Source organism: Bacillus sp. SH7-1, assembly GCF_008042405.1.
GTDB classification, from domain to species: domain Bacteria; phylum Bacillota; class Bacilli; order Bacillales; family Bacillaceae_G; genus Bacillus_A; species Bacillus_A thuringiensis_N.
The window spans coordinates 1-16,528 of record NZ_QNUD01000012.1; the positions used below are offsets into that span (position 1 = coordinate 1).

The window sequence follows — 16,528 nt, forward strand, 5'->3', positions numbered from 1 at the left end:
AGATCCAAAAGATCCAAGTACAGATTCAAAAAATCCACCTACTCAAGAAAATTCTAAGACATCAGTATGGCTTCCTAAAACAGGTGGAACATCAATGGATATGATTTCATATATTGCTGGAATGTTGTTATTGGCTTTAGGTGGATTCGTATTTGTTCGTCAACGTAAGAGATAGAAAGACTAGTTCTGGTACAAATAACTTATCAAACTTGGATATATTGAAGCTATCAACTAATTTCTAGATATTATGTATATCTAAGCTAAGTGACTTCAAAGAGAAACTATTATTAACTAGGTATTATCTTAATAGTAATTGACTTAGTAGAAATAATAGGAGAAATGAATCTAGGTAGAATACAAAATCAAAAAGGCTGTAGAGCGCTTTTAAAACGCTTTACGGCCTTTTTGATTTCAAATTCTTGGGTTTTATTTCAAATCGACATTAAGGCTTCCAACTTCAGTCGTGGGAGTCTCAATAGAAGGATTACCCATAAATAGTAGTCAGAGAAAATTCCACATAACAGGTCACAATATAACCTTTTCTTCATTCGAAGGAAGTCCTCCATTTCAAACAGTTTACAAGGATTTTGTATGGTTAATAGCTCAATATACGCTATTTTGTTGCTTTTTACCATGAAAAATGCCCCTTTAGATAGCTATGTCTAAAGGAGCAAAATAATGTAATTGTTTAAAAAATGTTATGCCTGTTATATTCGTTGAGAGTAGATATAGGAAGGCTTATATTAACTGTTGTTCCTTTATCTATTTCACTTTCAATAAGTATCTTTCCTTGGTGCTTCTCAATAATTTTATAACAGATCATTAATCCTAAACCGATACCATTTTCTTTGAGACTATAGAATGGTTCTCCTAGGTAAGGTATACGTTCCTGTTCAATTCCACACCCATAATCAGTAAATCGAATGTTTACTTGATTTTGATCAGGTGCATATTCGATTTGAATCAATATTTCCCCTCCCATTGAAGTTGCCTCAATTGCATTTTTTAAGATATTTATAAAAGCTTGCTTTAATTGATTACATTCACAAAGTATAAATGAAGTATCAGATGTAAACTGAGTTTTAATTTGTATGCAATTCATTGTCGCTTGAGGTTCAAGTAACATTACAACTTGCTTCATTAATACATTCAGGTCATTAGTTTTAATTTCTAATGCCTCAGGTTTTGCTAATGTCATAAATTCATTAGTAATACTATCTATACGTTCAATCTCTGATAACACTATATCTATGTAATACTTAGTATCCTTATTTCCCATTGAATTTAATAACTGTATAAATCCTTTCATTGCTGTTAAAGGATTTTTAATTTCATGAGCAATTGCAGTGGATAATTGACCTACTACAGCAAGTTTCTCCGATTTTCGTAATAATTCCTCTGTTTTTAGCCGTTCAGTGATGTCTCGAGAGATGCTTAAGAAAACTTTTTTGCCATTCAAGTTAAACACACGAACAGAAAATTCAATTGTTAGGTTCTTTCCTCCAGGAAAAACAAATTCATCTTGTAATGTAAAAGATGTTTGCCCTTCTCTAATTTTTTCTATGATTCTTTGGACCATGGAAGAATCTGGTGGAACGTTACTAGGGAATTGCATCGAAAGAAGTTCTTCTCTACTATATCCAAATCTTTTACACGCAACAGGATTTACTTCGATAAAGCGAGTTGGTAATTCATTATCATTCAATTCCACTACATATACTGCATCAGTTGCTTGTTCGATGAGTGCACGGTATTTCATTTCACTGTCACTTAATTGCTGGTGTAATTGATGCAGTTTTCTTTCTGCTTGTTTCCTTTCAGAAATGTCTCTACAAATTCCTGATAAAGCAATTACATTACCTCTAAAATCTAAAATAGGGGAAATTGTCAGGCTTACATCAATTAGAGTTTTATCTTTTCTTTGTCTAACAGTTTCAAAACGGGTAAGAATTGGGTCATTCATATTGGTATTTTTAATGTGGTCTATATATTCTAAAGTTTGATCTATTAAAAATTCAGGTACGCAAGGTAATTTTTTTCCTACAGATTCTTTTTCTGACCAACCAAATATTCTCTCATAAGATTTATTTGCTTGTAACAAATGTCCATCTAAATCAAATATAGTGATAGCATCCACATTATGATTAATAAATGACTCTAGTCGCTCTTTTGTAACCTTCAGTTCATTTTCCGCATGTATTCTTTTCGTTATATCAACAGTAGAACCAACTACCTCAACCACTTTTCCCCCTCTTTTAACAGGTCTAAGAGAGAGAAGTATCGTAGTCTCATCATTTGGCCATGGTAGTTCAAAAGTTACTTCTTCACCATCCCATGCCTGTTGATAATATTTTAATAGTCGAGGAATTAAATGAAATGGAATAATTGAAGCATCTATATTAGATAAACATTTACCTACAACTTGCTGAGAGTGAAACCCGTATTGATAAAATAATTGTCCATCACATAGAGTATGGACAAAATCCCCTCCTACTTTTTTAAATTTAAAAATACCTCCTTGCAATTGGTGTACGGTATCCTTTAATTCTCGTTTTGATTCTAGTAATGTTTCATTCGCTTTGGCTAAATTTTGTGTTAAAACATATAACTTTTGATACGACTCCATAAGAAAAATCCCAATTAAGAGTCCGCATGATATAAAAAATGTACCTTGGATGTTAAGAAGTATAAGTGGTATAGAAGGAAAAAAGAATCCAAATACAACATGAATTATAACTAGATAAGCAGCTAGATAAAGAAAAACGCTTTTAAAAGGATGGATATTTTTGAGATATGTTTTGAATATAGTATATATAATAGCTATTCCTAAAGTTGCTATTAAAGCTGGTCCCCAATCACCACCAAGGTAGAAAATACGCATAAATACAATAAACATTAATGTAATCCAGCCAGCTGTACGACCAAAATAAATAAACGAAATAATTAGTGGAACGACTCGCAGGTCGTAAAACAATCCCATGTGCTTAAAATTAAAAATCATTAAAATGGCAGCTATGATACCTGCGTAAATGCCACAAAATAAACGAAATGATTTAGATTCTACTTTACTTATAAATACTTGAATAAAAATAGATGTACTAACTAAGAATGCAAAAATAGATAGATTAATGATGAATCCTGTAAAAAGCATGCCATATTCCCCCTTAGTAAATATATTGAAAAATAGAAAGGAAATTCTATGAATTATGTGGTGATTAGACTTGTTATTTGGAAAAGGGAAATGAATATTAATAAAAAAAGAAAACAACTTGGATAGGAACAAATTGTTTTCTTATGAAGGGTACAACAAAGAAAGAGTAGGGAAGGAATACATAAACATGCCAATCTAACGGAGTGGAGTAAAATATTAAAAGACTGAAAAATCAGAAAATTTATAAAGCAAAGTTTCCTATTCAATCTCTTTCTTTGTAAGTATAAGTTTAACATCAATAACAAGATAAAACAACAAAAAAATACAAAATTCTGATAAATTCGACATTAAATAACTGCTAAATAAATCCTTTACGTTAATATGTGAAAAGTTTCTTAACGTACTATTTAATAGGAAAAATACCTGTCACTCCCTGGGAAATGTCGAAGCTGCAAAATTCTTTCGACATTTCTGGGATGATGACAATGAATTATTTTTTATAATTCTATTTTCTGGTCACCACGTTTTTCTAGATTTTTAGCAGTTTTACTTTGGACAACATCTTTTTGGTCTTTAAAGGTTCCCATGAGAAAATCATAGGCTGGATTTGTAACACCATACCAGTAATTTTCATTTTTGAAGTGATGCCATAAATGAACTTTTTTCATCCAACGCCCCCATGGTGATATTGGTTGAAGGGGGCGATGCGCGATATAATGCTTCCACTCATAAAATAATAAAAAGAGCATAATACCTGCAATAAATGCGTTTGTCATGACAAAGCTGGATGAAAGAAAATAAAAAATGGCTCCTGAAATTGCAATGTTTGGCCCACTATACCATAAGGGTAAAAATAATAAATGTAATTCATTCGGATTTGTATGATGGTCATAATGTAGGCGCTTAAGCATTTTTAATAAAAATGCATTCTTTGGTGGCTTTAGATGAAAAATAAACCTGTGAGTAGCGTACTCAGCTAAGGAATACATAATCATTCCTAAAATAAAAGCACCCCAAATTTCGATAGAGGTTAAATGTAAAATCATAAATCCAAAGCTAGTGAGGAAAAGACAGCTCATAATCAAAATATCAGGATAGGAAAAATATTCTTTAAAATATTTTAGTTTCATTTATCACGCCTCCAGCTTTCTTTATTTTTTTCTATCTTTCCAAAGAGCCAAGCTTTTTTCCAAAGTTGTCTTACACAATCTTTCTGCTTCAATCGCATCTCCCTTTAATGCAGCTTTTAATAAATCGTGATAATAGTTGAAGGATAACTCACGATGATCTTTTACAGAAAAATACCTTTTTGCCATATCTACATAAATGGAATCAAAGCTATTTAAAATGAGTAGAAAGATCGGATTGGCAGCAAGCCCAGCACACCTTTTTTGCAAATACCAATCAAATGCTGCATAGCTTTCTGCACTATCTTCAAGTTGCTCAAGATTAGCCAGGAGAGCAACCACTTTAGGTTGATTAAACGTAACAGCATTACGAATATAAGTCGGAGTCAACGAACTTCTAAATTCTAATAAATACATAATAAATTCATCTGTAATGGTATGATGATTCTCAACAATATTAATAAGTGTCGTTAGATTACCATTGCTCCAATAATCATTAATAATCGATGGCATTCCTTTTCTCCCTGTTATCCATCCACTCCTTCCTAAACGTTGAAGCGCCTCACGAATAGTTGGGCGACCAACACCAAATTCTTTCGCAAGCTCTCTTTCCGGTGGTAAAGTACTTCCTACAGAATAAACACCACCCAATATGGATCTAATTAATTCATTCTCAATTTTATCTGAGGTGCTTTCCTTTTCTTTCAAGCCATCTTCCCCTTTATTTTTATGGTAATACATGTTAAGTATATTGGTAATACCAAAAATTATATAATGAATTTGAATTTTCCGTCAATAACAAAGATGCGAATTTTTATAAATAGGTTTATGGAACAAGCCCGTAAACTATTTAGTAGGATGGAAAATGATTACTTAAATATGCTGTTAAAGTAACGAGAGTTACAGTGAAAAAAGAATTAATCGAATTAAAAGATTGAGACCATATTTTTTTATAAAAGGATGACTCAATTGAATATAGAAAAATCGTGTTTTGATTAATCTTTTTTCAAAACACGATTTTTCTATTTGTTGTTTTATCAGGATGTATTAAGTTAATTTAATCAAACTTTTTTCAAGAGCTACAAATCAATCGTGTTTCCTTCTGAATCGATGGCACGATATAAATACATCCATTGTCCTTTTACTTTAATATAGGTTTTATCGGCTTTCCATGAGTTATTTGTTGATTTAAGATGTTACCATACTTTGTCTAACAAATGAATGAACCCAGCTCATAATCGTTGTATGAGCAACAGATAATCCTCTTTTCTCCATCATTTTCACCTGGAGATGCCAATTTTCTCGTTCTGGGGTATTTATTTTTCTTAGGTTGATGGCGATGGGGTAGCATCACACATCCATCAACTTAAGGTATATTTTTATGCAAAATGCGTTCTTTCCATATAGTTTTTTATTATCTTTTATGAATTTTATAAAAGTTGGCATATCAAATAAACTCTGATGGGCTTCAATTTTTTTACTATGCTACCTGATGAGTAGAAGTAGTATACTCATATATAACACCCCAAATATCAAAGACTGTCTTTTTCTCATATCGATGAGATTTTCGTCCGTTGTGCTGTAAGAGGTTGAATAGACGAAGGAGAACCTTTGGTGATTCTTGGGTGTTTTTGTGTAATGCTTGGTAAAAAGTAAAAAATAATTCTTAATTATGTACATCGCATTTTAAATATAGTAGAAGAACATAATAGAATACTAATGAGTTGCCCATAAAGGTGACATTCTAATCATTCTTGTTTAATAGATTTACAACGATGAATTTGAAACCAAGATTTCCATATTTTAAATAGCAGTTCAATTTTCCAACGTAGTGGATATAGAACATAGATTTTCTCTTTTGGTACCCATTCCGTGGGATTGTTTGTCATATATATCGTAATGCCTTGTAAAAGTTTTGTACGCTCTGTATATGTAATTCCTTTTTTCTTTTCGCGAATAGCTTGATCACGTAGGCGTTTCTGTTTTTGCTCCTCGGTACATCTATAAACCACAATGCGATTAGGCAGTTTGTCTTTACTCCCCATATATACATCATGTAATTCATACACTTGACCAGGTTGTAATTGTTTCATAATTTCTTTCAAATGAATTTGTATATATACCGGTTAGTTCAGAAAAAATGGTCTCGTTAGATTCTTTAAGACCATTGAAACTTTCTTAACCTTGTTAAAAATGGGGATCGATTTGAAAATGGTCTTAGCAATGTGGTACCCCATATATGTTTCATTGACTCTATAGGGGGGCATTTAGTTGTTTTAGATCATGTCGGATTCTTTTGTCCAAGACTGATGAATCCAACGCATAATTGTTATAGAAGTAATGGATAAGTTCCGTTACTCTAACGTTTTTAACAAGTTATGGAAACTTAATATTGATGTAGCGGTAGTACATAATAGTTATTTGCAAAATTACCACTTATGACTATGTATATATAATAGTTAACATTCCCCTATATAGATATGCAATTTTACATATCCATATAGAGGAAGAAATAATTGAAGAGTACTTAAAAATTATACTAAAATAATTTTTAGGAAATGAAAATTCACCTGGTTAAATTAAAATAGGTATCTTTTTATCAGTGTTATTAAATTATAATTATTTTAATTGCAGAAGTGAAGTTCCATAGCAATTTTAGAAGTATAGTATTTTAATGTGTACACATATTAAATAATTAAGATAAAAAAACAAAAAGGACAAAATTATACAAAAACCGACAAAATTTTACTATATACGCACTGAAAATTTGATGTTTTAATAGGGGCATAAGATGTTAGTTACATTTTAAGCCATATAAAATCAAGATCATCTTCGTATATGCTTTTTATGTAATGACTTAGGGAATAAGTTTATAGTAGGGCATTATGTACAAATGTTTACAATCTATATTTATATTCCTTAAAATTCATCTATAAAATAATCTATATAGATTATTAGTTGTAGTGTTGGATTTCAAATTAATTAAAATTTAGTCCAACTATTTTATCAAAAGACACCAATAAATGGGAGGGATCACCATGAAAAAAGCGTTAGTCGTAGGGTTATTAGCTACAGTAGTATCTACAAGTTACGTCGCACCCATAAATACTTTTGCAGACAGTAATACAACTTATTTACAACCAAGTAGTGAACTTGAACCCGCTATGAAGAGGTTATCAAATTCGATTACGAAATTAGGATCACAGACACCATTAATTAAAGGATATGGGCTAATCATATTAAAGCAACCAGACCTTGATGTAAGTACTATATATGGAATAACAACTGATCAAGGTGCTGCAAGAAACCATGTTGAAAACTGGCTGGATGTATATAACCCCAAATTAATCCAAGTAAATCAAGACATACAGAGTTTCGGAATAAGATTTACAAATTATTATAATAAATTGGTTGAACTAGCTGGAAAAATGAATGAAGATCCGCAAGCAAAAGCATTATTTGTACGTATTTTTAATTCACTTCAAGGTGACGTGCAAAAAATCCAGTATAATATGGAAATAAATTCAAAAGACTTAAATGATTTTAAAAACGAATTGAATGACGATAGTAATAAATTTTCTAATAAAGTTACCAGAGCGTTTGAATCTTATAAGAGTTCAAATGGAGACATTGAAAAATTAAGAAAAGAAATGGGAGAACTTAATGGAGGCATTCAAGGAGATTTGGAAAAACTTCTAGCTCTACCAAAAGAAAATCTAGACGGTTCTTTAAATATTACAAAGTCGATTATTACTATTTTGACAGACGGAGTTAAGGATAAAACTGTAGACGTGTCTAATTTGGAAGCGATTTATAACCAATATGGACAACTCAAAAATGATAAAGTAACAGAACTGAATAAAGCTATTGCTCAGAAGCAACAGAAACTAATTCAATTGGTACAAAATTTATCGAATATTGAAGTGCAAGCAACTCGAATGACACTTATTGAGCAGCAATTAAATAACTTTACAAAAACAGTTACAAAACAAACTCAGAGTTTTGACAATCTAGTAAGTAGTTGGGACACCTTTAATAACATAATGAAAACGGTGAAAAGTCTTAATTATGATGAGAAAATAAATTCTAATTCATTACAAGCACGATTAAATGAGCTTAAACAGTTTACGGATGAATTGAAAAAACAAACAACGGAATATCAAGAGAGTGTTACAAAAATAAAAGTAACAGGATGAAATTTGTAGAATAAAGAACAACAATTCTCAATAATATAATGTAAGGAGAGAAAAATGTGATGAAAAAACCTTATAAAGTAATGGCCTTATCTACATTAATAGCATCAATCGTAGGGAGTGGCATTATGCCATCATATGCCTCGGCAAAGGAACCGGCACCTATTTATGAAAATCAAAACCAAAACCAAAACCCTAATTACCCTAGTTATTATCTTGGACCAGCAGGGCTTGAGAATGCGTTGCGGGATACTAAATCCAATATGTTGATAATGGACCTGTATGCTTTAACTATTCTTAAACAATCAAATATTAATATGGATGGTATACCTGCAGTTAATGATACGTTAAAAACAGAAATTAAAGCCAACCAACAACTTACTAGAGAGAATGCAGAATACTGGTTGAAAAATTTGAAACCAGGATTGATTCAGACGAATCAAAATATTATCAGTTATGATACAAAATACCAAAATTATCATAAACTTTTATTAAAATATAGAAATGATCCAACCAAACTAAAAACGGTGCTTACAAATTTGAATAGGGACATTTCAGCGTATAAAGATCAAGTAGCCACATTAGTGGATGATATGACAAAATTCCGCGTCAAATTAGGAAAAGATACAACGAACTTAAAAGGGAATGCTGACAAAATCGTAAATCTTTTAACTGGTGAAGAAGCTGGAATTCCACTGTACCAGAAACAAATCGAAGCAAATAAAATATTAATTGATGAAAATAACAAAATTTATATTGCATCGTCGGTTGCAACTGCTGCTGGTGCATTTATGGTTCTTTCACCTTTAGCGCCCATTGGTGCACCTGTATTAGGAGCTGGGATATACGGAGTAGTTTCATCGCAGCAGCAGATAATCAAGGCACAAGAACAAATTATAACGCTAACACAAAATGTTTCAATGGCGAAACTACAGGTAGGTAGGTTAACGATAGTGGAAAGTGATATTAAAAATTTAACAGCAACAATTGATAAAGCTATTGATTCTCTTGAAACTATAAAGACTTCGTGGGAGAATATGGGATCGAAATATGTAACATTCATTAACAGGGTTACAGGTGTTGACCCAGAAGTCATTGAATTGGATGATGAGGAGATACCGGCAGATCTGAAAACAGTACAGGCGGAGTGGACGAAGATTAGAGAGTATGCTGAAACTATTCAAAATGGTGAGATTAAGTTCGTGAACAAATAATATTACTTCAATAAATTGCCGAAGTAATGAAAAATATAATATACTGAGTTTCCCCTTTGAATAACATATGATGTGAGTCTCCTGTTCAAGTTTGAGCAGGAGACTTCCTATATAGCTATGAAACCCAATAAAGATTATAGAATAAGAAAGTACGAGAATCTCTATTTTAATATGTTGTTTTATTTGCAATAATCGTAATTCATTTGAAGTAAAGAATAGAAACTTATGAATTTAATAAAATATATGATGCATGTGAAAGAGTAGGTGAAAAAGATGAATAAGAATTTATATAAGAAAATTATTTTGTCAACAATCATTACGGGAATGGCAGCGAGTAATGTAATTCCACTTCATACTTTGGCAGCAGAACAAACTGTGCCCCAACAGCAAGAAAGTTCGAAGAAATATTCTCTTGGTCCTGGTGAATTTAAAGAAGTAATGGAGAAAATGGGGGCAAATATCCTTACAATGGATTCATATGCCAAAACAATCCGTAATCAACAGCAGACAGATTTAAGTAAAATAAGTTCTATCAATGGTGATTTACGAGCAAACATGATTCAGCATCAATTGGATGCAACAGTGAATGCCGAATATTGGTTAGGGATTTTAAAACCTCGTATTATGGAAACACATCAGAATATTGTAAGTTATAATGATACGTTTCAAGCAAGTTATAACCTTTTACTAACTGCTATAGATCAAAAAGATAAACGGAAATTAATAGATGAACTAGAAAACTTGCACCATAGTATTTTGAAAAATAGTCACGAAGTAGATGCATTGTTAGAAATTTTTAAAAATTTTCAGGGTAAAATAGCAAAAAATACAAGTGAATTCAAAGATGATTTTAATCAATTCGAGAATATTTTAGAAAGTACGAACGCCGGTATTCCAGTTCTACAACAACAAATCGATAATTATAATAATATAATCAAAGAAAACTATGATAAACGTGGTGGCTATATAGCTTTATCTGTATTTATGCCTCCAATTGGTATACCAATGATTGTCACTGCTGACAAGAATATCGCATCTGCACAACAAGAAATAGAAAAATTAAAGTCCAGGATTTCTGGAGCAGAGGCAGAAGTAGTTATTTTGACTGATGCCAAAAATAAAGCGGAACATATGGCTGCAACAGTTGGTACAGCTGTTACTTTGCTTGAGAATATAAAGACTCGGTGGGATGTAATCAAGGGCAAATATAAATCATTGCTTGAAAGTGTTGGCAATATTAGCACAGACCAGCTTCCTTTTCTCATAACAGCAGATCTGGATACAGATATCATAACAGCAAATCTGGATACAGCGAAGGATAATTGGAAAGACCTTAAAAATTATGCAGATAATTTATATGAAGGTGCTAAGATTTTACAAAAGGAGGAGAGTGTAAATATAGGACAGCCAATAAAAGGGATTGTACAAATAGGACCGGATTGCACCTGAATACTATAAAAAACAAACAACTTTGTATTTGTTGGTAAGGTTGTTTGTTTTTTATAGGGATGTAACAACTTCAGGTACCTTCAATATTTTTGCTTAAGGTGGAAAAAAATGTTGGAAAAAATCTAGAATTGTCAAATTATATTGCTGTACGACTTGTTCGATGTTAAATTCGTAGTAGTAAGAAAAAAAGGAAATGGGTTTGTTCCATTCCCGCATCCTACCTTTCATAATTATTTAGTTTGAATAAGGATGGAGATTTCTTTCTGACATTATTATATACAAGCTGACGAAAATTCATGTTAATTACCTCCTAGTGAAGATAGTACATCTGTGATGTTTTTGTGAAGTTTCGAACAATTGTCACCGCGATAGATTTCATTATAAAAAGATCCATCTGTAATGAGGATTACTCGATCACAGTAACTCGCTTACAGATGATGCAGGACATCACTACCCAACCCTACATTTGAAGCTACAATGAAAAATAATGTTTTTGAACGCCTCTGCTTTTTGTGAACAAAGTTGTTTAAAAAGGTTACTTAGATTCTTATATATTTATATTGCGATTTAATTTAAACAACAAATATGAGAATCTAGATTTCTCTTTTTTTCTCATCTCTCTAACAAGGGAATTTTTATCTACTAATTAAAGTAGAATTTAAACTATGTATTTTTTATATAATAAAATCAAAGATGATGTGAAAAGAATAAAAGGTCAGCAATTAGATGTCGCTGACCTTTTATTCTTTATTTTTTCCAATTCTCCCCAAACTATCTTTGATAGTTGTTTCTCCAAGTTGAGTGTATAACAAAGCTGTATCTTGACTGGTATGCCCAAGTTGCTGCATCACTTGTAACGAGTCTTTTTCTTCCATGTATAGCTTATTTGCCAGTGTGTGTCTTAATTTATGAGGAGACATTTTTTTGCCATAGGCCTTCGTATATTTTTCCACTATATCTTGGATAGCCCTAACGGAAAGTGGCTGTGCAGTATGTTTATACTTTGATAAAAACACATTTTTTAATACTTTTCCTGGAGCATATTTGTTATCTCTGATTTCCATATACTTTTCAAGATCATTCAATGCAATTGGGGTAATCCATACAGAATCTTCTTTGTTTCCTTTTCGGATTACATCAATTAGTCTTTCTTTTAAGTTTATATCTTCTATACGAAGATCGGCTAATTCGCTTACTCGAATACCACTACCAAGAAAGAGGGAGAGGATAGCTACATCACGATCTTTATCTCTTAGGAAATAGAACAACTGATGTTTTGTTAACGATTTCTCATGTTCGTACTTCAAGTAATTCAAAAATTCTTGATCGTCATCATTATGGAATATCTTAGATCTCATACGTTTTGCACGAGCATTTAATGTTTCTTTATCTTTATGTATTTCTATTTTAGCCATTACATTTCTATAAAAATAACATTCTCCATCTTCATTTTCTGATAGGGAGGTAAGGTACTTAAATAAAGACTTTAAGGCTGAAATTTTTCTGTTAACAGAGGAATTCTGCATGTTTTGTTGTAGTTTTAGAAACCTCATAAAGTTCTCAACATCTTTTTTCTTTAAATTTTCCAAATCAGAGAAGGATATGTCTTTAATCGGCTTAAATTCAATAATTTGTTCAGATAATAGCCAATTAAAGAAGACTCTAAAATCATATACATAATTCAGTAGGGTGGAGGGAGAGGCATCATGCAATTCTTTGTACTCCACAAATTCTTCTATGTAAAAGGGCATTTCATTTAAATTCTCGTATAATTTCTTACGATGTACGGATTTTTGACGTTGCTTGCTGTATTCCATAAAAATCACCTCATATACACTATAACAGAAAATGTACACGAACACAAGTTCGCATTAAATTCAATTTTTACACAGACTTATTTACATAATTAAATTATAGTTACTTGAATATACCCGAAATTGAATAAGGATAGTGTAATTATTCTATTGAAAATTATAGATAACCAATTGATAAATAAAAATTACATGTGAATGTAGATAAAATAAAGGATTCTTCATACAAAAATCAATATGTGGAAACTGTTTAAAAGTCGTTATCAAATATGAATTGATTATTTTAATCATGATTATGAGGAGTTAATTGGATCAACATAAGAAAAGATTTTATAAATTAAAATGTAATTTACTATAAACATTATTGACGAGTAACTCAGTATTTAATAATTTCTATATAAAATGTGAATTATATAGGTACATATCAATACACTAAGATTAATGTAATTAGGCACAAAAGCCCTAAATAGTGTATTAGATTTTTATATAAGCTTATAATTATTCGTAAAAACGGTATTTCGTGCGAAGTTTGAAGTGTTTGTTTTTGCCTCTTTAAAAATGCATCATTCACTTCCCTTTCGTCATTATGAGACAGTGAATAAACAATATAAAGCAAAGGATGAGTTATCCTATGAGGAAGTAAAACTTCTGTTAAATTACTATAAGGATAATTAATGTGTAATAAATACATAATAGTTAATGAAAACAGTGATTATTATAAGGTGTTTGTCTTAGTTGTATAGTTGTAGTTTTGATTCAAGTTATTTAAAACAGGAATCTTTATATTGAGTGGTGTGGAATCCGTGCATAGGATAAAAAAGGACAGATTGATTTAGAAAATCAGTCTGTCCAAAATCAAAAAGAGTTCATTTACCAAATGTTTGGATTTATAGTATAAAATATGATTCCGTTAAAAACCTATTTCTTTAAAGATATCACCCTTGCTAGTGAATTCATTGCTTTTTCTTTGTTTAAACTTGTCTACGAAACTCATACATATTAAAAGGGATTCCGAAATAGCTCTCTCTGCTATAACGTGTTCATTTATATTGTTAAAGGATTAATACCCCCAAATGTCTACTTCAGCTGCAGAAGCGAATCCATTTTGTCCGTTTGTTACTTCTACTTTTACATATTTTGCAGTAACCGGGTTGAATTTTACAGATTTTTTATCTGCATTATTTTCCCACGTCCCAGAAGTTACCTTGTCATACTTAGTGCCATCCACACTCGTGTAAATATTGTAGTTTAAAATGCGTCCATTCTCAGATCCATCTTGCCTTGGTAGATAGTCTACTTGTGAAATCGTTTTGTTGTTATCAAGTTGCAATGTTAAATTGTATGGATATTGATTTGCTACCCAACTGCTATGCCAAAACGTATCTGATTTTCCATCAATCGCCTTACTAGCTGAATCTTGTGATGCCACGCTACTTGCACTTGCTGTCATCGTGTTTTTAGGTAATACATATGGTTGAGCTGAAGTGACTGCTATTTCTGCTGCAGATGCATAACCACTGTGACCTGCCACTACTTCCAATTTTACATACTGTGCATTAGTATTTGCAAATGTAGCAGTCTTTTTAGTAGAATCATCTGCCCAATTTCCACTTGCAACTTTTGTGAAATTTGTACCGTCAAGGCTAGTATAAATATTATACGAAGTTATATTACCATTACTACCATTATCTTGTCTTGGTAAATATGTCAAACTAGAAATGGTTTGAGATCTATTGAGTTTTAAAGTGATGTAAGGATTTTTATCACTTTGATCCCATTTGTTATGCCAGAATGTTGATGGATCCCCATCAATTGCATTTATTGCAGCTTGACTACTATCATTTTCTTTACTAGATACCGCGTATATTGAAAGCAAAGCAAGACCGTCTTTTTCAATTTCTGAACGTACAGTTGTTAACATTTGTCGTTCCGCATTATTAGGAGTGCTTTTAACGTTAGCAAGTGTATTATTTAATTGAGTCATTAAATTTTGCTTATTTGTATCATTATTATTAATTAATTGATCCTTATATAGACGTACAAGGTCATAAAGTGCTCGAGGATCATTTGCAAATTGTTTCATGACTTGATCATTGATAGTGAACCATTGTGCTGATGTTGTATTCCCTTGCTTGACAAGACCTCTAATATAATCAGCCCAAAGCGGAAAGTTTGGCTGTCCAGCTTGGTCCAAGGTCAACGCAGCAGAACGAATATTATTAGCCGCATTAGCATCTTGACTTATAAGATAATTAGCTAAGAAACGTAACTGTTCTTGAGTAGTTACAGTAGGTGTCATTGCACCTGTATGATTGGTTGCATTTTCATACGTATTAATGTAAGAAGGGGAAAAGTTCGGTCCACCTGAAATTAGAAAATCAGTTCCCCAAGGCTGATACCATGTACTTACTGACTGTCCCCAACCAGTAATATCATTATTGAGTTGCCAGTAGAATTTTCCATCGTCTTGAACTCCCATATAAGACATAGCTGCATGGCCAGGTTGTCCGTACACGCTTGCTGGAACCCCAAAAGCCTTTGCAACTTGACTACCAAACATTGAAATGGTACCACAAACACCACCGTCTCTTAATACATTTGATAAATTCCAAGGAACCCCAAAGAATTTGTCGGATCCCTCATGAACGCTGGCATTGTTATTGTTAGGGTTTTTATCTTGATAAGGCAACAACCATAGAACATTTGAAATATGACTTTGATCTAATTGAATACCAGCAGAATTGAACTTTTCAGTTCCTATTCTTGAACGAACGTAGTCCTGAATATAATCAATATCAGCATCTGTCAAACTAGTGTCCACTACCATACGCATATGCACTACGTCATACCCATTGAAACTAGTAAACAACTTACCGTTCTGTTGCATCTTTTTGAATTTTAGATATCTAGAAACAGGATCGATTTCTGAATGAACCCCACTGCCATCGGCCGCTACACTAGTTGCTTCCCAAGTAGTAATTGGCTTTGAAAAGTCTAATGCCACTGCCATAGCCATTCTTAGATAAACACCATTGCTTGTTTGATTGGCAATGTCTTTATCCGCAACCCATAACTTTACTAAAATCTCAAGTGATTTCATCGGATCACCACTAGGAACGCCACCTTGCAAATATGTGTTAAGCACATCATTGTTTGACATCAGCCAGTTTAGGCCCTGTGCATATGCTGGCCCCCTATTTGCGAATGCTTGCAGTTTTTCTGTTCCACCACTTTGTGTTATAAATTGTGCTTGCAGTATTTTTGACAAATTGGTGGCATCACTTGTCATTGCGATAATATCACTAGCCGACATCGTTTTTAAACTAGAAACGTCAAAAGTTGGAGATGATAAATTAACTTGTTGTGTTGCAGTAGTATCAGCGTGTACACTTAAATTATTTGTCATAATAGGTGTAAATAACGTAGTTGCCAAAATAGCGGATGTTGCAAGCACTTTTATTGGTTTTTGTAATCTTCGATTCTTCCTGTTGTTCATATGGAGCACCCTTTCTTCTTAAATTAGTATTATTAAAGCGTTTTCGCTAAATTAATGAAATGAATTATGATTTCTGATGTAATTCCA

The 16,528-nt window shown here is 32.1% G+C and carries 9 protein-coding genes and 3 pseudogenes; 5 read left to right on the forward strand and 7 right to left on the reverse strand.

The genetic code is table 11. The annotated features are described in order from the left end of the window. On the forward strand, nucleotides 1-175 hold a 175-nt coding region (locus DN390_RS12985), incomplete at its 5' end, for an LPXTG cell wall anchor domain-containing protein (protein ID WP_147807480.1). A gap of 513 nt (nucleotides 176-688) precedes the next feature. Here the strand turns inward: DN390_RS12985 and DN390_RS12990 are convergent. The 5 genes and pseudogenes from DN390_RS12990 to DN390_RS13010 all read right to left on the reverse strand — a co-directional run. After that, nucleotides 689-3,151 carry a PAS domain S-box protein gene (locus DN390_RS12990; protein WP_147807481.1) on the reverse strand — a complete coding sequence of 821 codons (2,463 nt, stop codon included), beginning with the start codon at nucleotides 3,149-3,151 and terminating at the stop codon, nucleotides 689-691. Between the two features lie 497 nt (nucleotides 3,152-3,648). Continuing rightward, entirely contained in the window at nucleotides 3,649-4,281 is a 633-nt protein-coding gene (locus DN390_RS12995) for a sterol desaturase family protein (protein WP_147807482.1), read from the reverse strand. 21 nt (nucleotides 4,282-4,302) lie between these two features. Beyond that, complete coding sequence (locus DN390_RS13000; RefSeq protein ID WP_147807483.1) at nucleotides 4,303-4,986, reverse strand: GntR family transcriptional regulator; 684 nt, start codon at nucleotides 4,984-4,986, stop codon at nucleotides 4,303-4,305. 377 nt (nucleotides 4,987-5,363) lie between these two features. Then, nucleotides 5,364-5,562: pseudogene (locus tag DN390_RS13005) on the reverse strand (DDE-type integrase/transposase/recombinase); the annotation flags it as partial. Nucleotides 5,563-5,758: 196 nt separating this feature from the next. Beyond that, a pseudogene (locus tag DN390_RS13010) lies at nucleotides 5,759-6,404 on the reverse strand (transposase); the annotation flags it as partial. Between the two features lie 912 nt (nucleotides 6,405-7,316). Here DN390_RS13010 and nheA point away from each other — a divergent pair. From nheA to nheC, 3 genes are all read left to right on the forward strand, one after another. Beyond that, a complete protein-coding gene (nheA, locus tag DN390_RS13015; protein WP_147807484.1) occupies nucleotides 7,317-8,474 on the forward strand; it encodes a non-hemolytic enterotoxin subunit A in 1,158 nt (385 codons plus the stop codon). A 59-nt stretch (nucleotides 8,475-8,533) separates the two neighbouring features. After that, entirely contained in the window at nucleotides 8,534-9,685 is a 1,152-nt protein-coding gene (locus DN390_RS13020; protein ID WP_147807526.1) for a ClyA family alpha-helical pore-forming toxin, read from the forward strand. A gap of 273 nt (nucleotides 9,686-9,958) precedes the next feature. Further along, on the forward strand, nucleotides 9,959-11,134 hold the full coding sequence (gene nheC / locus DN390_RS13025) for a non-hemolytic enterotoxin subunit C (RefSeq protein WP_147807485.1): 1,176 nt from the start codon (nucleotides 9,959-9,961) through the stop codon (nucleotides 11,132-11,134). Between the two features lie 740 nt (nucleotides 11,135-11,874). Here nheC and xerS read toward each other — a convergent pair. Next, nucleotides 11,875-12,951 (reverse strand): tyrosine recombinase XerS, encoded by a 1,077-nt coding sequence (xerS, locus tag DN390_RS13035; RefSeq protein ID WP_147807486.1) that lies wholly within the window; start codon nucleotides 12,949-12,951, stop codon nucleotides 11,875-11,877. A gap of 749 nt (nucleotides 12,952-13,700) precedes the next feature. Between xerS and DN390_RS13040 the strand changes: the two are divergent. Continuing rightward, nucleotides 13,701-13,843: pseudogene (locus tag DN390_RS13040) on the forward strand (IS6 family transposase); the annotation flags it as partial. A 162-nt stretch (nucleotides 13,844-14,005) separates the two neighbouring features. On the opposite strand, the gene DN390_RS13045 reads toward DN390_RS13040, so the two are convergent. After that, nucleotides 14,006-16,441 (reverse strand): discoidin domain-containing protein, encoded by a 2,436-nt coding sequence (locus tag DN390_RS13045; RefSeq protein WP_147807487.1) that lies wholly within the window; start codon nucleotides 16,439-16,441, stop codon nucleotides 14,006-14,008. Nucleotides 16,442-16,528 lie beyond the last annotated feature (87 nt).

Coding starts and splice junctions, on each gene's coding strand:
- DN390_RS13045 (WP_147807487.1), bottom strand. CDS start 16,441: ATGAACAACAGGAAGAATCGAAGATTACAAAAACCAATAAAAGTGCTT.
- nheA (WP_147807484.1), top strand. CDS start 7,317: ATGAAAAAAGCGTTAGTCGTAGGGTTATTAGCTACAGTAGTATCTACA.
- DN390_RS12990 (WP_147807481.1), bottom strand. CDS start 3,151: ATGCTTTTTACAGGATTCATCATTAATCTATCTATTTTTGCATTCTTA.
- nheC (WP_147807485.1), top strand. CDS start 9,959: ATGAATAAGAATTTATATAAGAAAATTATTTTGTCAACAATCATTACG.
- DN390_RS12995 (WP_147807482.1), bottom strand. CDS start 4,281: ATGAAACTAAAATATTTTAAAGAATATTTTTCCTATCCTGATATTTTG.
- DN390_RS13020 (WP_147807526.1), top strand. CDS start 8,534: ATGAAAAAACCTTATAAAGTAATGGCCTTATCTACATTAATAGCATCA.
- xerS (WP_147807486.1), bottom strand. CDS start 12,951: ATGGAATACAGCAAGCAACGTCAAAAATCCGTACATCGTAAGAAATTA.